Consider the following 17,199-nt stretch of genomic DNA (forward strand, 5'->3'; position numbering starts at 1 on the left):
TCGTTGACGAGTGATTCGCCTTCGAGCAGATCAACGATGCGCTGCGGCAGGCCGTTGGTCGGGGTATAGGCCGGGTTGTTGATCTGGAAATAGCCGCTGCCATTCCAGTCGCGCGCGATCGTGTCGACGCCGTCCTGATGAAAATATTCGCCGCTAAGCAGGACATGCAGCCGGTCGCCCAGCAGTGACAGCCCGACGCTCGCATCGATCTTGTAATTATGGCCGTCGCCATAGGTCGTAAGGCCTTCGTCGGCCGATATCCTGAAGCCTTTGAACTTCTTGTCGAGGATGAAATTGACGACACCGCCGACCGCGTCAGAGCCATATTGCGCCGACGCGCCCCCGGTCACGACCTCGACACGTTCGATCAGGTCCTGCGGAAAGGTATTGATGTCGACGACGCCACTCACCGCGGATGCGACCGATCGCTGGCCATCGAGCAGCACCAGCGTGCGACCAACGCCGAGCCCGCGCAGGTTGACCGAATTGATGCCAGCGATCCCGTTCGACAGGCTGCCCGAACTGTTCGACGACGTGCTGCCGCCCGCGGTGATCGCCGGCAACTGGTTGACGAAGTCCGAGATATTGGCCGGCGACTGCGCGGCGATATCCGCGGCGCCCAGCACGGTGACGGGCGTCGGCGCGCTATAGCCGTCGCGCACGATCCGGCTGCCGGTTACGGTGATGTCGGTAGCCCCCCCGGCTTGATCCTCGCTGGCCGTCGTCTCGGGTGGCCCGGCCTTTGCGTCTGCCGACACCGGCGCGGTCTGCGCAGCCGCGTTAGTACCGAGCATCAGCGCCATCACGGCGGCCGTCGCCAGCAGTGTACCGCGGGCTTTCGATCCTACCATCATCGTTATCATTGCCGACCCCCTTTGACCGTCCATTCAACCCTGGGCGATCCTCTCCGGTTCGGCTCGGCGGGGCAGGTTCCCGAAACGTAATCGGTTGCCAACGTGTCCGCTCAACCAGCGATGCCATAATATGCGATTTGGCATCATCCCATCACAAGGTCGGGTATTAGGCGCATTTTATTACGCACCGATCTCTTGAGACGAACGTTTGATACACCAATCGGATTGTCGTTTCTCATCAAAATTCGATCAATTGCCGAACGCTCACGCACGATAGATATATGGAATGCCATAATCGTGACCGAATTCATCGATGACCGACAAAATGGCACTGAGAATCGGTCTTCAAGACGCGGATCGATCGCGTTAAGCGCCGTAGAATACCACTGGTGGCACGCCACGCTGCGTAACTTCACGCATCACGAAGCTGCTGCGGATCTTGGCGACGTGCGGCAACGTGGACAATTCGCTGCGATAGACGCGGTCGTAGTCTTCGAACGATCGCACATGCACCATCATCATGAAGTCGGTGTCGCCGGAAACGAAGCTGCAATAGGTCATCGAGGGACAGCGGATGACGGCGGCTTCGAATTCGTTGAGCACGTGCTCCGCCTGCGACCGCAGTTCGATGCTGACGATCGCCACGATCCCGTAGCCAAGCCGGTTGAGATCGAGTTCAGCCGTATAGCCTTTAACCGCGCCATTTTCTTCCAGGATTTTGCGGCGGCGTGCGGCGGCGGTACTCGACAAATGGACACGCTCTCCGATCGTCACGTCCGACGCACGGCCCTGAAGCGTGAGTTCGCGCATGATGCGAAGATCAGTCTGATCGATCGCTTCAAAATGGTTTTCCATCGGATCGGCTCCACCGCTGGCATGAATGCTGCGATATAGCCGTTTCGATGATCGATAATGACGGGAACCGCAACGTCGTTCATACTAGCCTGCAGGTGATAGGTATTCGATCGTACGAGGGGCCAGACAATGATGCGGATATCACGGCGGAGATGCGGACTGACGCTGCGCATCGGGACGGCGCTGGCAATCGTAGCGGCAGCCATCGTCGGCGCGCAGGATGCGGTGGCGCAGGCAGCGGCTGCGCGGCCCTCTGCCGACGGCACGCTGCTACCGGTTCGCGTGGATTCGGCGGACGGGAAAATCCTCGTGACGCTGCCCCCCGTGGGTGCAGACGGGACGATGGGGCGGTTCCTTTATTCCGCCACGCTCAAGACAGGGCTGGGATCCGCACCGATCCGTCTTGATCACGGCATGCTCGGGCCGACGCAGGTTCTCGCGTTCCGACGACTCGGCAAGAAGGTCGCAATCGTCTTCGAGAACCCGCGATACACCGCGGCCGGCGATGGCGATGCCCAACGGGGCGTGCGCGAGAGCTTTCCCTACAGCGTGATCGCCATCGTCGATACCGTTTCGGTCGATCCGTCAGGCGACACGACGATCAACATCGCGCCCCTGCTGACGCATGACACGATGAACATTGCCGGTGCGCTGAACGGCGCGGTCAAGGGGTTCCGGCTGGTCGAAAGCCTCAGTGCAGCCGATCCCGGCGCAGTGAAGGTCTTTCCCGACAATATCGAGATGGAGGCGGTACAGACCTATGCCTCCGAAACGCCGGGCAAGGAGGTCGATACGATCGCGCCCGACGGCCGGCAGGTGAGCTTCACCGTCCACCACTCGTTCGTCCGGCTGCCGGCACCCGGCTTCCTGCCGCGGCGCTTCGATATCCGGTCCGGCACGCACGCGACGCAGGTCTATGATTTCGGTACGCCGCTCGGCGATGACGTGATGCGGCAATATGCCAACCATTTCCGCCTCGACAAGATCGATCCGGGTACGGCAGGCTCGCATGTGCGCAAGCCGATCGTCTTCTACATCGACAACAGCGCACCCGAACCGATCCGCAGCGCTTTAGCAGAGGGGGTGGCTTGGTGGAATCAGGCGTTCGATGCGGCGGGCTACATCGATGCCTTCCAAGTTAAAATCCTGGAACCCGGCATGGATCCACAGGACGTCCGCTACAACATCGTCAACTGGACGGAGCGGCAGACGCGCAGTTGGTCCTATGGCGGCGGCGTGATCGATCCCCGGACGGGCGAGATCGTCAAGGGCAACGTCGTGCTTGAAGGACTGCGGTTGCGGCAGGACATCATCCTGTTCGAGGGGCTGGTCGGCACCGCTGGCGACAATACCGGAACCGCCAACGATCCCATCCGCGTCTCGCTGGCACGCATCCGCCAGCTGGGCGCGCATGAGGTCGGCCATGCGATCGGCTTCGTCCACAATTTCGCGGGCAGCACGCAGGGGCGCACCTCGGTCATGGACTATCCCTTCGCGCGGATGACGCTGACCGACGGCAGGATCGACCTGTCCGACGCGTATGCGACCGGGATCGGACCATGGGACAAGTTCACCGTGGACTGGCTTTACGGACGACCCCCGCCCGGCATCGATCCGGATGCCGATGCCGCGCGCAAGGCGGCCGCGGTGGAGGCGGCGGGCCTGCACTATCTGACCGACATCGACGGACGCAATCCGGATCTGGGTGTTCCGGGCGATAATATGTGGACCGACGGTACCGATGAGGCGCCCGATCTCGCGCGCGTGATGGCGGTGCGGCGCGTGGCGCTCGCCAATTTCGGGCCGGGGGTACTGCGTGCGGGCGAACCCCTGTCCGATCTGCGCCGCAAGTTCGCGCCCGTCTGGCTACTCCATCGCTACGAAGTAGCCGCCGTCGGCAAGCTGATCGGTGGCATCGACTATCGCTACGCGATCGTCGGCGGCGCTAGCCCAACGCCGACGCCCGTCGCCGCCGCCAGGCAGCGCGCGGCGCTGGATGGGCTGATCGATACGCTGTCCGCCAAGGCGCTGACCATTCCCACGGCGGTGTCGCTACAACTCTCTTCGGGTGTGAACGGCCGGGAGGATCCGCAATTCGATACCGAGGTGTTCGACACGGCCGGCGCATCGGTGTTCGATCCGCTGGTCGCGGCCGACGTCGCCGCACAGGTCACGCTCGATACGCTATTGGCGCCATCGCGGCTCGCCCGGGTGTATCTCCAGCATAGCCAGGATACGGCGCTACCGGGATTGGACGAGATACTCGACGCGCTTTCGAAGGCCGTCATCGACACCCGGTGCACCGCGGTCGAGCGGCGCGTGGCCCATCGCACCATTCTGGAGATGGCCCGCACCCGCCGCGATCCGACGACGTCGATCGATGTCGCCGCGGTGCTGAGCGGCCGCCTGGGCGCGCTCGCAACTCGCTTCGCCGCGGCGAAGGGGGACGGCGAGGATGCCGCCTGGTGCCGCGGCACCGCCGACCTGTTGCGCGACGACGCCACCTTGGAGCGCGAGATCGGCAAAAGCGGGCGCTCCACCCCTACGATCCCGCCCGGCATGCCGATCTGAGGAATAATGCGACTCCTTAAGAGTCTCGTTAAGTAGCGGCGGCACCGTGCTCGCAAATCGCAAGACCAATCGTTGCGGTAGCGGCAAAGCAAGTGTTCGAGGCGAATGGAATGAAGACCCAGCAGCAGCGTATTTGAGTGATTTGTTGAGATGGATCCTGCTCCGCTTTCCGCCGATCTCTTCCGAAGCCTGTCGGACAGCAAGCGATCAGCGCAGACCGTCGGCGCCGAAGACGGTTCGAGCGGTGCTCATAGGGTTTGACCGGGAGCGGGTGAAGGGAATCGAACCCTCGTCGTAAGCTTGGGAAGCTTCTGCTCTGCCATTGAGCTACACCCGCGAAACGCCGTCAACCGACTGCCACAAGCATCGCGCCCGGGTCAACAGACATTGCGGACCGTGGGTGAGACCGCCGAGCCTACCGTTCTGCGGTCATTCCGTCAGCGCACCGTTATAGGCGACCTCGAAATTGCCCCAGCGGCGGCCATTGAAATATAACGGGACGTAGACGCTCTTTATGAGGACGGGATCGATCCCGCGATCGATCTGGTAGACCGACATCATGAACGGCGCGTCGCTGGCGGTGGCACGGGCGGTCGCGGCATCCATCAGAATACGCCGATTGCGGCAATGCAGGTCGTTCCATTCGTGATCGCCCGTACGCGGGGTCAGCGAGCGCGATGACTGGTGCGTGACGAGATAGCCGTTCATGTCAGAACACACCGTTCCTTCCACACGGTCGTGATCGCGCGCGACCTCGTCCAGGATCGGGCGGATATGCACGTCCGCAAACGCGTTGAACCAGTTGTCGAACCGCGGCGGGCTCGACCCTTCGATCGGCCGGTAGGCCGTGTCGAAAACATCCTCCGCGCGCAGTTCACCGCGACCGAGTGCCGCCTCGACCACGCGCCGGACCGCGTCTCGCCCGCGGATCGCCACATCGACGAAGGACTGGTCGTTGGCGGAAAATCCCCCGGTCACCATCCGGTCGAACATCCCGTTCGCCAATGCCTCAAGCGTATTGACCCGGGTCGCGGCCTCGCCAAGCCGGACGCCGTTGGTCTTCGCATCGGCAATGAACCCGGCGAGACCGTCGGCCATCCGATCGATCCCCTGCAGCACCACCGAACTGGAATGCGCGGTACTTTCGGCCTGCGCGCGGACGAATTCGGCGAGCCGGGTAACCTCGTCCATGACGCCATCGACCGCGCCGAACTGCGATTGCGCGCTGCGGGCGCGATCGACGCCCGATTGCAGTTCGGCGGTGATCGTCTGCGCCTCCTGATACAGCGACGAAATGCTCGTTTCGATCCGGTCGTTGGCAGCGCGCGTGCTGCCCGCCAGCCGCTTCATCTCGTCCGCGACCACGGCGAAGGCGGCACCGCCGCCCCCCGACCGCGCAGCCTCGATCGTCGCGTTCAACGAAAGGACCTTGGTCGTCTGGGCAAGCCCGTCGATCTCCGCGGTTGCGTGCTGCACGGCACCCATCGCGCCGGAAAACCGCGCGATCCGCTCGCCCAGTTGAACGACCAGTTCGGTCAACGCGGCGAAATCTTGGATCGCGCTGCCCACCAGACGTGCGCCCGTCTGCGCATTGTCCAACGACATTTCAGCCACGCGCAGTCCGTCGGCGGAGGATTGCGCGCTGGTTCGCTGTTCGTTGGACAGTGCGGTGGCGACCGAATCGAGCGCAGCGAGCGTCCGGCGCTGATCATCGATACTGTTGGACACCCGCTTCAGATGGCCAAACGCATCCGTTGCACCGATCGCGACCGCGCCGCAGCTATTGGCGATGTCGTCGACCGCGCCACGAACCCGCGCCTCCAGCATCTGATTGAGCTGGCGCTGTTTCTCCTCGCTCGACCGCAGTTCGTCTTCGAGCTCGCATTGGCCGCTCATGTCGATATTGGTGCCGAACCAACGAAGGATCGTGCCGTCGGGATCGCGGTGAGGAACGACACGCGTCAAAAACGGGTGGAAGACGCCGTCATGCCCGCGCAAAGGAAAGGTCTGTTCGAACGGCGTACCAGCCGCGATTGCCGCCTGCCAATTGCGCATGACATTCGGCAGGGCTGCCGGATCATGCACCGATGTCCAACCCGACCCTTCCGTCTGGGCGGGCGTCGTTCCGCAATAGTCGTGCCAGCGGCGGTTACACCATACGTTCGAACCATCCACGTCGGCTATCCAGCACAGCACGGGCAGGTTGTCCGCGAGAACGCGAAAGTCGATATCGCCCCCCGCCCGTGGAGGCGTCGGCGTTCTCGATGCCAGGTCCAGGCCCGGCTCATGCGCATCCGTTTCGGTCTGAAGCATCGTAGCCCAATCAAATTGCGCTACGTCAGTATCACGTCTTGGTTAAATTCCTGTTTTCGACGAGCGTGTCTGCTTGGAAAAAACAATTGCAGCCACTTGAAGTCAACCCTGTGTCGGGTTCGATCGTGGCTGCTACCCACAACGCGGTTATGGTGCCATTTCGTTAGGCGGCACCGACTCGTGAGACGGTGCCGCCAACCGGCGCATCAGGAAATCGATCGGGGCAGCAAGCTGTGCCAGAAAAAGCGTTTCATCCGCCGCTTCCCTGAGGCGGTCCGGTTCGAGCAAATGACGAAGCGCTTCGTCGTATGATCGCATGGTTTTCCTATCGTTGCGCGTAACCGATGACGACGTGCAGATAACATGACTTCGCGGGTGCAGAGAAGCGTGCCCGTTCGCGCGATATTAACCCGGTATAATGTCGTTTGGAGAGAGTGACGCCGATGCCGGGGCTGTCAGATCGTCCCGATTATTCGAGATCGTTCTCGCTCACCACGATCAGCGCGGCGTCGTCGTCGCGCGCCAGCGCGGCAAGCGAGGCATCGGTGATGGGATCGATGAACCGATTGAACATGTCGATGGCGCTGTCGTCGGCGTCGGGCCGATCGCCGCTCAGCGCCTCCAGCACGTCATATTGCACCGCGAATTCATATTCGTCGCCGTCGACCTCCGCGGCAAATTCGACCTGTTGCTCCTCGATATTGTCGAGGATCGTCGCGTTGTCGATGTCGAGGCGGTTCGCAGCCATATGATCGTCTCCCCAAGTCGTGTCATTGTCCCGTGAGGCTCGGGCTAGACGCCGCAGGGATCAAACGGTTCCGCCTTGCAGCAGCGGACCAGCAATTACGCGGCGAACGCCCGCGGTGCACAGCGTCGGGCGTCCAGGCAGGACCGCGAGATAGCATCGACCTTCGACGATGGCATCACGTCAAAGTCTCGACTGGCAGATTACCGCGATGCGATCTGCGTGTTCGGCTTAGCAACCCATTGCGCGACCCGGTCGCCGGCATCCTTGCGAACGAAACACGCGCCACCATGCGCACGGTAGCGGTCGCACAGCGCATTCGCGTCGGCGCGCGCGAAGCCCCCGACCGACAGACGATAGAAGGTGGCGCTCTTGGCCGCAAAGGTCATGCCCTGCGGGATGCGCGACCCCATATCCCCGAGCATATGCCGCGCGCGGCCCCAGGCATCCTTGGCAACTCCGGCATTCGCGAACGCGCCGATCTGTACCACGAACGGACCCTTCGCGATGGTGCGGCCCAGCGACGGGGCTGCGGCGACCTTCGTTGCGCCCTTCATCGCCGGGATCGTGACGACGGGCAGGCTCTGCACGACTTCGCTACGTGGCCCGAAAACCGTACCGGCTGTGGCGGTGGCTGCTACGGTCGTCGATGCGGCGACCGGTATCGGCTCGACCGGCGCGCTCGCCACGACCGGGGAAGGTGCAACCGCTGCGACCGCGGCCGGAGGCGTCTGCACGTTCAGCGCCAGCGCGACCGGCTGACCATGGTCGACCGTCGCATGCACGCCGAGCAGGGTCGCTACTTGGTCCGACGCCGCGGCGGGCTGCGCAAAGCTGGCCCATTGCTGCAGGCGGCTATCGAGCTGATCGCCGGCCAGATCCATTCCGGCGACGAGACGCGCCGCCTGCCATTGTCCCGCCAACGCGAAGCTGAGCGCGAGGTTCTGGCGTGCCTTCGCATCGCCAGCGGGCGAACGAACCAATGTCGTCAGTAGCGTTATCGCGCCCTGCGTGTCGCCGGCCAGCGCGAGCGCAAGGCCACGGTCGCGGACGGGGATGATATCGGCGTGATCCGCCAGTTGCGCGCGCGCCGCCTGCCAGTCGCCGGTCGCGATCGTAGCGAGCGCCTGGTTCAGCGCGGCCTTGCCGTTACCCGGCGACAGCCGGAGCACGTCGGCATAAGCTTGGCGCGCGGAGGCGAAACGGCCCGCCTGGATATAGCTTTGGGCCAGCAGCAGCCGGTATGCGACGTCGCGCGGCGCGGCACCAACCGCGCTTTCGGCCAATCCGACCGCGCCGGGGCCGTCGTGCCGCGCCAATGCCTTTTCGGCCCGCGCGGCATCTTGCACCGCATCCTCGGCCGCGGCATCGGTTGCGTGATCACTTGCAGATGCGATGCCGAAGCCTCCGGCGGCACCCCCAAGCATCAACGCGGAAAGAGCGATCGGCAGCAGCGTGCGGGTATTCATCGCGAAAGTCCTCACTTGATCCGACCTTTGGCCGGGGGAAGCTGCACGGCGAGAGTCTCGACCTCCGGCAGCGTCGACAGGAGTTGATCGAGTGCCTGCGCCAACAGCGCCTGCGCCGACCGATTGGTGATCGCACTGGCCAGCCGCATCCGCAGATGGCGATCGGCGTCGAGTCGCAAGGTGAAAGCGGACTTGCCCGCATGCGTCGTTTCGCGCCGCAACCGCGCGGCGGTCGGGACGGAAATTGATTTCACCGCGACCAGCGATCCGGCGACGGACGGTTCGGCCGCGGGCGGCGCTGGATCGGGCGCGATCTCGGCTGCCAGCGCGGCGCGTTCGACCAGGACCGCGGGAAGCGGTATTGCGGGAATGACCAGCTCCGATGCACCCTCCAGATGCTGTGCAACGATGTCCCGATCGGTCGGTTTGTCGGCCTGACCCATATCGTTCCAGCCAAGGTCTTCCAGCGGATGCGCGGGAGCGCCGAACGCGTCGAACCCCTGCCCGCCATAGCCCTGCGATCGCATCGCCGGACGCGCCTGCCCCTTGCGCGCCAACAGCCCCGAGGAAAGGGTTGCAAGCCCGCTCGCCGGCTGTCCGCGCATCACGCGACCACCCGGCGGCCAAAGCCGCCATTCGCCGTACGATTGCCGTGTCCGGCCGGTGCGTTGGGCACACTGAAGACGGTGCGACGGAAATTCTTTTCGAGCCGGTCTGCGATATAGCCCCACAGCGCGACGACCTCAGCAGCCGATCGGCTGGCCGGATCGACCTCCATCACCGTTCGGCCGTCGATCATCGACGCCGCGAAGTCGACGCGGTGGTGGATCGTGATTGGCGCGACGGTGCCGTGCTGGGACAGCGCGACGGCGGCGTCGGCGGTGATCCGCGCCTTGGGCGTTGCGGCGTTGACGACGAAGATCGCGGCCTTGCCCGCGCGCTCACACAGATCGACCGTGGCACCCACCGCGCGCAGATCGTGCGGGCTGGGGCGCGTCGGTATGACGACGAGTTCGGCAACCTGGATGACGCTCTGGATCGCCATCGTGATCGCAGGCGGCGTGTCGATGACCGCGAGCTTGAACCCTTTCTGGCGAAGCGCCTCCAAATCGGCAGCTAGTCGCGCAACAGTGGTCTGCGCGAAGGCTGGATATTCGGTCTGGCGCTCGTTCCACCAATCGGACAGCGATCCTTGCGGGTCGATATCGATCAGCACGACCGGACCCGCGCCGGCATGCTGCGCCTGCACGGCCAGATGACCGGACAGGGTTGTCTTGCCCGACCCACCTTTTTGCGATGCCATCGCGAGAACGCGCATAGTCCCCCGACCCTCCCGGTTTCCAGACATCGGACTGCCACACAGACGCCTAAGAACAGGTTAACGGCGCACGATCGCGTTTGAGCGGGCCGACCTACGCACCCTTTGCCAATCGCGACGAACATCGGCATGGTGAACGACAGTTTAGGCGAGTTGGGGTAGATCGATGCGCAAGGTCATTCTTACGGCGATAGGCATTGCGGCATGGAGCTTGGCGGTACCGGCGGCGGCGGACGTGAAGGGTGGCGTCGATGCCTGGAGCCGCGGCGACTACAAGGCGGCGGTCGAACAATGGCGCGGGCCGGCGGTCGCCGGAGATGCGGATGCTCAGTTCAACCTTGGCCAGGCGTACAAGCTTGGTCGCGGCGTCGCGCTCGACCCTGCGCAGGCGGAAAGCTGGTTCCAGAAGGCCGCGACGCACGGCCATTTGCAGGCACAGGACAATTACGGACTTGCGCTCTACCAGGATCATAAGCTGTCCGACGCGGTGCCCTGGCTCGAAAAGTCGGTAGCGCGGGGCGAGCCACGCGCTCAGCTTGTCCTCGGTACGATGCTCTTCAACGGCGACGGCGTCGGCCGCGATTACCCGCGCGCCTATGCGCTGATGACGAGAGCTGCCGCGCAGGGTCTGCCGTCGGCCTCCGAGACGCTGGCGCAGATGGACCAGTATATCTCCCCGCCGGATCGTGAGAAAGGCACCGCGCTCGCGCAGCAATATGCCGCTCCGGCGGCCGCGGTACCGCGGCCTGCGGGCAACGGTGCGCTGGTTGCAGCGCGTCCCGCGGTACGCCAGACCGAGGTGCCGCCGTCGCGGGTCATGCCGACGCCGGCCCACCCACCGGTGCGCCCAACCCCCGCCCCGGTGGCCGCCGCCGCGGCCGCCCGCCCGGCACCGCCCCGCGCCGAACCGCCGCATGGCGGCTGGCGGGTGCAGCTCGGCGCGTTCCGCGACCGGAGCAACGCGGAGGCTTTATGGGCGAAGACGCGCGGGCACATGGCCGGTGCGGAGCCCGCCTACATCAAGTCGGGTACGGTCACCCGACTGCTGGCCGGCGGTTTCGCGAGCAAGGCGGACGCGCAGCGCGCCTGCGCTGCGGCGGGGACGGCGTGCGTGGTGGTCGCGCCGTAGCTCTCCCCTCGCCGTTATTAGAGATCGTTGCGCACTGTCCTCACCCTTCGCCACCTTCGGCGTTTTTCCTCCCATTGGGAAGAGAGGGAGGGAGGTGCGCAGCGCCGGAAGGGTGAGGATAGCCCGGTACGCTACCAAAGCGCCTACTCGCCCATCCAATCCGCCCGACAAATCCCCTGCGCGTAAAGCAATGTCGACAGGTCGCCATGATCGATCCGCGCGGCCGCCGCCGCGGCGACGATAGGCTTGGCCCGATATGCCACCCCCAGCCCCGCCAAGGCGATCATCGCGAGGTCGTTGGCACCGTCGCCCACCGCCATCGTAGCCGCGGGATCGATCCCGAGCGCGGTGCGCTCCTCGACCAATGTCCGCTCCTTGGTCACCGAATCGACGATGGGCTTCGCGACCATCCCCGTCAGCCGCCCGTCCGCGACCAGCAGTTCGTTCGCGATCACCCGGTCGAACCCGATCCGCTCGCCGACCGGCCCGGCAAAGCGCGTGAAGCCGCCCGATACCAGGACCGTTCGGCACCCCCGCGCCTTCATCGTGCGGACCAGCGCGACGGCCCCCGGCATGATTCGCACCCGCTCCACCAGGCAGCGATCGATAACGTCGTCCGCCAATCCCGCCAATAGCGCGACACGCGCGTCCAGCGCGGCGGCGAAGTCCAGCTCGCCGCGCATCGCCGCCTCGGTCACAGCGGCAACTTGCGGCTTGATCCCGGCATAATCCGCCAGCTCATCGATGCATTCGACGGTGATCATCGTCGAATCCATGTCTGCAATCAGCAACGCTTTTTCCCGGCCGACGACGGGCTGAACGACGATATCGACGCCGGCGAACGCGTGCTCCAGCGCGGACCGCGCCGCGGCCGGATCGCTCGCGAAGCCGATATCTGCTGCGTGATCTACGTCCAGCCACGACGTTCCGCCCGGCGCGCAACCCGCCGCCGCCAGCCGATCCGCCGCCGCCGACAAATCGCCCGCCGACAGCAAATCCGATGCTATCAGCGTCGTAATGAACAAGGCTCATCTCCCCAGAGTCGCGCTCATCGCAGGGCCGACCGCGAGCGGCAAGTCCGCGCTGGCGATCAGGCTCGCCGAGGAGGCGAACGGCTGCGTGGTCAATGCGGACGCCAGCCAGGTCTATCGCGACCTGCGCATCCTGACCGCCCGCCCCTCGCCCGCCGACGAGCGCCGCGTCCCGCACCGGCTGTTCGGACATGTCGATGGTGCCAATACGACCTATTCCGCTGCACGCTGGGCGGCGGAAGCGCGAGCCGTCATCGGCGAGACGGTCGCGGCCGGGCGGTTGCCCGTAATCGTCGGCGGGACGGGAATGTATCTGCGTACCTTGCTCGACGGCATCGCACCGGTACCAGCGATCGATCCCGCGATCCGCGAGGCCGTGCGCGCGTTGCCCGTCGCCGACGCGCATGCGCTACTGGCGGTCGAGGACCCGCCCGCCGCGATCCGCCTCGCCCCCGCGGACACGACGCGGGTCGCCCGCGCGCTGGAGGTGGTGCGATCGACCGGCCGGCCGCTGGCGACGTGGCAGGCGGAGCGGGCCGGCGGGATCGGAGATTCGATCGACTTGCGCGCCGTGGTGCTGCTCCCCGACCGCGCGGTGCTCGCCGAACGGATCGATGCGCGGGCGGTGGCGATGATGGCGCAGGGCGCGGACGCCGAAGTCGCGGCGCTGCTCGCCCGCCCGGACATCGCCCCCGCCGCGCCCGTCCGCCGCGCGATCGGCGTGGCGGCGATCGGCGAACGGATCGCCGGAACCCTGTCCGAACACGAGGTTCTCGCGTTGCTTCAACACGATACGCGGCGTTATGCGAAGCGCCAGGCGACATGGTTCCGCAATCAAACACCTACAGGGTGGTTCAGATCGACAGAAAACAATGATATGAACCGTTCTATTGGTCTTTTATTACGGGATCGATGGTTGACGTGACATTTTTTGACGGCTAGCGCGCTCGCTCTGGACAGTGTCAGTCGTTTTTGGAGTATTATCGTGCCCGAACGCAGTGGAGCCGATATCCTGGTCGAGGCGTTCGTCGATCTCGGCGTGGAGGTCGTCTTCGGCTATCCGGGCGGCGCGGTCCTGCCGATCTACGACGCGCTGTTCCGCCACAACGCCGCGGGCGGCCGCCTGCGCCACATCCTCGTCCGCCACGAACAGGCCGCGACCCACGCCGCGGAAGGCTATGCGCGATCGACCGGCAAGCCCGGCGTCGTGCTGGTGACGAGCGGCCCCGGCGCGACCAACGCGGTAACGGGCATCACCGACGCGCTGATGGATTCGATCCCGATGGTCGTCATCACCGGCCAGGTGCCGACCGCGCTGATCGGCACCGACGCGTTCCAGGAGGCGGACACCGTCGGCATTACCCGGCATTGCAGCAAGCATAATTACCTCGTGAAGGACCCGGCGCGCCTCGGTTCGGTGATCCACGAGGCGTTTCACATCGCGACCTCCGGCCGTCCCGGCCCGGTGGTCGTCGATATCCCCAAGGACGTGCAGGTCGCGACGGCGCGCTACACGAAGCCCGGCCCGATCCAGCACAAGACGTATCGCCCCCAGGTTAAGGCCGATCGCGGTGCGGTCGAGCAGCTGGTCGACATGCTCGCCGCCGCCGAGCGGCCGGTCCTCTACACCGGCGGCGGCGTCATCAATTCGGGACCGGGCGCGAGCCAGCTGCTGCGCGAACTCGCCCGATTGACCGGCGCGCCCGTTACCTCGACGCTGATGGGCCTCGGCGCGTTCCCTGCGTCCAGCGCGCAATGGCTGGGCATGCTGGGCATGCACGGGACGTACGAAGCGAACATGGCGATGAACCAGGCCGATCTGGTGGTCGCGCTGGGCAGCCGGTTCGACGACCGGGTGACGGGACGGCTCGACGCGTTCAGCCCGAACAGCCGCAAGGTGCATGTCGACATCGATCGGTCGTCGATGAACAAGACGGTCCGGATCGACCTGCCGATCGTTGCCGATGTCGGCCACGCGCTGGAGGATGCGGTGCGCATCTGGAAGAGCCGCCAGCATCCCAAGCCCGATACTGCCGATTGGTGGCAGCGGATCGCCGGCTGGCGCGCACGCGGCTCGCTCGATTTTCCGGAAGACGGCACCGCGATCATGCCGCAGCGCGCGGTGCGTGCGCTGTGGGAGGCGACGCATGCCCGCAATCCGATCATCACGACCGAGGTCGGTCAGCACCAGATGTGGGCCGCACAGCATTTCGGGTTCGAACTGCCAAATAAGTGGCTGACGAGCGGTGGCCTCGGCACGATGGGCTACGGGCTGCCCGCGGCGATCGGTGCTCAGCTGGGCAACCCGAACGCGCTCGTGATCGACATCGCCGGCGAGGCATCGATCCAGATGAACATCCAGGAACTGGCCACCGCGACGCAGTACCGGCTGCCGGTCAAGATCTTTATCCTGAACAACGAATATATGGGCATGGTCCGCCAGTGGCAGGAACTGACCTATGAGAGTCGCTATGCGGAGAGCTATTCGGATAGCCTGCCCGATTTCGTGAAGCTGGGTGAGGCCTATGGCTGGAAGGGCATCCGCATCTCGGCCCCTCGCGAACTGAACGACGGCATTGCGGACATGCTGGCGCATGACGGGCCGGTGATCGTCGATTGCCGCGTAGCGCAGCTCGCCAATTGCTTCCCGATGATCCCCTCGGGTGCTGCGCATACCGACATGATCCTCCAGGCGAACGAGGTGTCGGGCACCATGGACGACGAAGCGAAAGCGCTGGTGTGATGGCAAACTTCTTCGCTCCCCTCCCGCTTGCGGGAGGAGCGGGGGGTGGGCGCTCGCTCTCCTCTAGGTTCACAGCTTCTGGGAGGTCGAGCGCCCACCCCCGACCCCTCCCGCTCGCGGGAAGGAAGTGAGAAGATGCATATCACGCAGGAAAAGGCCGAGCGGCATACGCTCGCGGTCGTGGTCGACAACGAGCCGGGGATCCTCGCGCGGATCGCCGGGCTGTTCACTGCGCGCGGCTACAACATCGAGAGCCTGACGGTCAGCGAGGTCACCGCGGACAAGGCGGTCAGCCGGATCACGATCGTCACCAGCGCGTCGCCCTCGGTACTGGAACAGATCGTGGCGCAGCTCGACCGGCTGATCCCCGTTCACACCGTCACTGACCTGACCGCCGCCGGCCCGCACGTCGAACGCGAACTGGCTCTGGTGAAGGTGGCGGGCACCGGCGACCACCGGATCGAGGCGCTGCGCCTCGCCGAGGTGTACCGTGCGCGGGTGCTGGATGCGACCACGTCGAGCTTCGTGTTCGAGGTAACGGGCGGGCGCGACAAGATCGATACGTTCGTTGCGCTGATGGCGGAAGTCGGCCTCGTCGAGGTCGCCCGCACCGGCATCGTCGCCATCGCAAGGGGGCGCGAGGCGGCCTGAATTTCCCTCTCCCGGCGGGAGAGGGAGGGAGCCGCAAAGCGGCGGAAGGGTGAGGGCAGCAACTGCCCCTGCCCTTACCAACTCCGACTAGGCAGCAAGCCGCCAAGTCTTCGTATCCTCGCCCGGCTGGAGAGGAGCTAGAAAGGAACAACCAATGCGTGTCTATTACGATCGTGACGCCGATCTGAACCTCATCACCGACAAGAAGATCGCGATCGTCGGCTATGGATCGCAGGGCCATGCCCATGCGCAGAACCTGCGCGACAGCGGCGTCAAGGAAGTCGCGATCGCGCTCAAGCAAAGTTCCGCCACCGCGAAGAAGGCGATCGACGCGGGCTTTGCGGTGAAGTCGAACGAGGACGCCGCCAAATGGGCGGACATCGTCATGTTCCTCGCCCCCGACGAACATCAGGCCGCGATCTATGCCGACGCCTATCACGAACATATGAAGCAGGGCGCGGCGCTGGCCTTCGCGCACGGGCTGAACGTACATTTCGGGCTGATCGAGCCCCGCGCGGATCTCGACATCATCATGATCGCGCCCAAGGGCCCAGGCCACACGGTGCGAAGCGAATATGTCCGCGGCGGCGGTGTCCCCTGCCTGATCGCGGTCGAGAAGGACGCGAGCGGCAACGCGCACGACATCGCGCTCGCTTATGCGTCGGGTGTCGGCGGCGGTCGGTCTGGCGTGATCGAGACCAATTTTCGCGAAGAGTGCGAGACCGACCTGTTCGGCGAGCAGGCGGTGCTGTGCGGCGGGCTGACCCACCTGATCCAGGCCGGGTTCGAGACGCTGACCGAGGCGGGCTACGCGCCGGAGATGGCATATTTCGAATGCCTCCATGAGGTGAAGCTGATCGTTGACCTGATGTACGAGGGCGGCATCGCCAATATGCGCTATTCGATCAGCAATACCGCCGAATATGGCGACATCACAACCGGCCCGCGGATCATCACGTCGGAGACCAAGGCGGAGATGAAGCGCGTCCTTGCCGATATCCAGGGCGGCCGGTTCGTGAAGAACTTCGTCCTCGACAACCGCGCCGGCCAGCCCGAACTGAAGGCCGCTCGCAAGGCCGCCGCCGCGCACCCGATCGAAAAGGTCGGGGCCGAGTTGCGCGCGATGATGCCGTGGATCGGGAAGAACGCGCTGGTGGACAAAAGCAAGAACTGAGCGTCACGACAAAGAAAGGCCCGACGGTCTTCCGCCGGGCCGAGGTTACGTCAGGGAGCTTCACTTCGCCTGCGTATCGGTTGGCAAGCCTATAGCGCGTTGGACGGTGCGGTCGCCACGTTGTCTACCGACGCATTGTCGAGCGGCACACCGTCCGAATTGAGTATGCCATCGCCCACGCTATTGGTATCCGCTGAGCCTTCGTCGTTGAGCAATTCGTAATTCACCGCCGCATTGTTGGCGTCTGCATCATGCTTGCTGCAGGCTGCGAGGGACATGGCCGAAATCAGCAGGAACGACGTAACGGCAAGCAGTTTCTTCATGGTCCATTCTCCGTATTGAAAGA

The 17,199-nt window shown here is 64.9% G+C and carries 15 protein-coding genes and 1 tRNA gene; 6 read left to right on the top strand and 10 right to left on the bottom strand.

The window, feature by feature from the left end:
- Positions 1 to 851, bottom strand: an 851-nt coding sequence (locus ACFE7D_RS00970) for a TonB-dependent receptor plug domain-containing protein (RefSeq protein ID WP_375393561.1), incomplete at its 3' end; no start/stop codon positions are given.
- 369 nt (positions 852 to 1,220) lie between these two features.
- Positions 1,221 to 1,709, bottom strand: a complete 489-nt coding sequence (locus tag ACFE7D_RS00975; protein WP_375393562.1) for an Lrp/AsnC family transcriptional regulator — start codon at positions 1,707 to 1,709, stop codon at positions 1,221 to 1,223.
- 129 nt (positions 1,710 to 1,838) lie between these two features.
- On the opposite strand from ACFE7D_RS00975, the gene ACFE7D_RS00980 reads away from it, so the two are divergent.
- The gene (locus ACFE7D_RS00980; protein ID WP_375393563.1) at positions 1,839 to 4,280 is read left to right on the top strand and encodes a zinc-dependent metalloprotease; all 2,442 of its coding nucleotides are present in this window, start codon (positions 1,839 to 1,841) and stop codon (positions 4,278 to 4,280) included.
- Between the two features lie 266 nt (positions 4,281 to 4,546).
- On the opposite strand, the gene ACFE7D_RS00985 is transcribed toward ACFE7D_RS00980, so the two are convergent.
- From ACFE7D_RS00985 to ACFE7D_RS01010, 6 genes are all read right to left on the bottom strand, one after another.
- Positions 4,547 to 4,617: transfer RNA gene (locus ACFE7D_RS00985), tRNA-Gly, on the bottom strand.
- Between the two features lie 92 nt (positions 4,618 to 4,709).
- Positions 4,710 to 6,593 carry a methyl-accepting chemotaxis protein gene (locus ACFE7D_RS00990; protein ID WP_375393564.1) on the bottom strand — a complete coding sequence of 628 codons (1,884 nt, stop codon included), beginning with the start codon at positions 6,591 to 6,593 and terminating at the stop codon, positions 4,710 to 4,712.
- Positions 6,594 to 7,062: 469 nt separating this feature from the next.
- Positions 7,063 to 7,341, bottom strand: coding sequence for a hypothetical protein (locus ACFE7D_RS00995; RefSeq protein WP_375393565.1), 279 nt, complete (start codon positions 7,339 to 7,341; stop codon positions 7,063 to 7,065).
- 200 nt (positions 7,342 to 7,541) lie between these two features.
- Positions 7,542 to 8,807, bottom strand: coding sequence for an SPOR domain-containing protein (locus tag ACFE7D_RS01000; protein ID WP_375393566.1), 1,266 nt, complete (start codon positions 8,805 to 8,807; stop codon positions 7,542 to 7,544).
- Positions 8,808 to 8,818: 11 nt separating this feature from the next.
- Entirely contained in the window at positions 8,819 to 9,412 is a 594-nt protein-coding gene (locus tag ACFE7D_RS01005) for a hypothetical protein (RefSeq protein ID WP_375393635.1), read from the bottom strand.
- Complete coding sequence (locus ACFE7D_RS01010; RefSeq protein WP_375393567.1) at positions 9,412 to 10,125, bottom strand: AAA family ATPase; 714 nt, start codon at positions 10,123 to 10,125, stop codon at positions 9,412 to 9,414. Before ACFE7D_RS01010 ends, ACFE7D_RS01005 begins: the two co-directional genes overlap by 1 nt.
- A 166-nt stretch (positions 10,126 to 10,291) precedes the next feature.
- Between ACFE7D_RS01010 and ACFE7D_RS01015 the strand changes: the two genes are divergently transcribed.
- Complete coding sequence (locus tag ACFE7D_RS01015) at positions 10,292 to 11,254, top strand: SPOR domain-containing protein (RefSeq protein ID WP_375393568.1); 963 nt, start codon at positions 10,292 to 10,294, stop codon at positions 11,252 to 11,254.
- Positions 11,255 to 11,397: 143 nt separating this feature from the next.
- Here ACFE7D_RS01015 and serB read toward each other — a convergent pair whose 3' ends face one another.
- Positions 11,398 to 12,279 carry a phosphoserine phosphatase SerB gene (gene serB / locus ACFE7D_RS01020; RefSeq protein WP_375393569.1) on the bottom strand — a complete coding sequence of 294 codons (882 nt, stop codon included), beginning with the start codon at positions 12,277 to 12,279 and terminating at the stop codon, positions 11,398 to 11,400.
- Here serB and miaA point away from each other — a divergent pair.
- The 4 genes from miaA (at position 12,272) to ilvC (ending at position 16,853) form a co-directional block, all read left to right on the top strand.
- A complete protein-coding gene (gene miaA / locus ACFE7D_RS01025) occupies positions 12,272 to 13,210 on the top strand; it encodes a tRNA (adenosine(37)-N6)-dimethylallyltransferase MiaA (protein ID WP_375393570.1) in 939 nt (312 codons plus the stop codon). The two genes, serB and miaA, sit on opposite strands and share 8 nt — an antisense overlap.
- Positions 13,211 to 13,270: 60 nt before the next feature.
- Positions 13,271 to 15,028 carry an acetolactate synthase 3 large subunit gene (locus tag ACFE7D_RS01030; RefSeq protein WP_375393571.1) on the top strand — a complete coding sequence of 586 codons (1,758 nt, stop codon included), beginning with the start codon at positions 13,271 to 13,273 and terminating at the stop codon, positions 15,026 to 15,028.
- A 135-nt stretch (positions 15,029 to 15,163) separates the two neighbouring features.
- Positions 15,164 to 15,679, top strand: a complete 516-nt coding sequence (ilvN, locus tag ACFE7D_RS01035) for an acetolactate synthase small subunit (RefSeq protein ID WP_375393572.1) — start codon at positions 15,164 to 15,166, stop codon at positions 15,677 to 15,679.
- 154 nt (positions 15,680 to 15,833) lie between these two features.
- Complete coding sequence (gene ilvC / locus ACFE7D_RS01040) at positions 15,834 to 16,853, top strand: ketol-acid reductoisomerase (protein ID WP_375393573.1); 1,020 nt, start codon at positions 15,834 to 15,836, stop codon at positions 16,851 to 16,853.
- 89 nt (positions 16,854 to 16,942) lie between these two features.
- On the opposite strand, the gene ACFE7D_RS01045 is transcribed toward ilvC, so the two are convergent.
- The gene (locus ACFE7D_RS01045; protein WP_375393574.1) at positions 16,943 to 17,176 is read right to left on the bottom strand and encodes a hypothetical protein; all 234 of its coding nucleotides are present in this window, start codon (positions 17,174 to 17,176) and stop codon (positions 16,943 to 16,945) included.
- Positions 17,177 to 17,199: the final 23 nt, after the last annotated feature.

The organism is uncultured Sphingomonas sp., assembly GCF_964244235.1.
Classification (GTDB): Bacteria; Pseudomonadota; Alphaproteobacteria; order Sphingomonadales; family Sphingomonadaceae; genus Sphingomonas.

Excerpts from the sequence above, each read along its gene's own strand:
- ACFE7D_RS00975 (WP_375393562.1), bottom strand. The coding sequence starts at position 1,709 with ATGGAAAACCATTTTGAAGCGATCGATCAGACTGATCTTCGCATCATG.
- ACFE7D_RS00980 (WP_375393563.1), top strand. The coding sequence starts at position 1,839 with ATGATGCGGATATCACGGCGGAGATGCGGACTGACGCTGCGCATCGGG.
- ACFE7D_RS00990 (WP_375393564.1), bottom strand. The coding sequence starts at position 6,593 with ATGCTTCAGACCGAAACGGATGCGCATGAGCCGGGCCTGGACCTGGCA.
- ACFE7D_RS00995 (WP_375393565.1), bottom strand. The coding sequence starts at position 7,341 with ATGGCTGCGAACCGCCTCGACATCGACAACGCGACGATCCTCGACAAT.
- ACFE7D_RS01000 (WP_375393566.1), bottom strand. The coding sequence starts at position 8,807 with ATGAATACCCGCACGCTGCTGCCGATCGCTCTTTCCGCGTTGATGCTT.
- ACFE7D_RS01005 (WP_375393635.1), bottom strand. The coding sequence starts at position 9,412 with ATGCGCGGACAGCCGGCGAGCGGGCTTGCAACCCTTTCCTCGGGGCTG.
- ACFE7D_RS01010 (WP_375393567.1), bottom strand. The coding sequence starts at position 10,125 with ATGCGCGTTCTCGCGATGGCATCGCAAAAAGGTGGGTCGGGCAAGACA.
- ACFE7D_RS01015 (WP_375393568.1), top strand. The coding sequence starts at position 10,292 with ATGCGCAAGGTCATTCTTACGGCGATAGGCATTGCGGCATGGAGCTTG.
- miaA (WP_375393570.1), top strand. The coding sequence starts at position 12,272 with ATGAACAAGGCTCATCTCCCCAGAGTCGCGCTCATCGCAGGGCCGACC.
- ilvN (WP_375393572.1), top strand. The coding sequence starts at position 15,164 with ATGCATATCACGCAGGAAAAGGCCGAGCGGCATACGCTCGCGGTCGTG.
- ilvC (WP_375393573.1), top strand. The coding sequence starts at position 15,834 with ATGCGTGTCTATTACGATCGTGACGCCGATCTGAACCTCATCACCGAC.
- ACFE7D_RS01045 (WP_375393574.1), bottom strand. The coding sequence starts at position 17,176 with ATGAAGAAACTGCTTGCCGTTACGTCGTTCCTGCTGATTTCGGCCATG.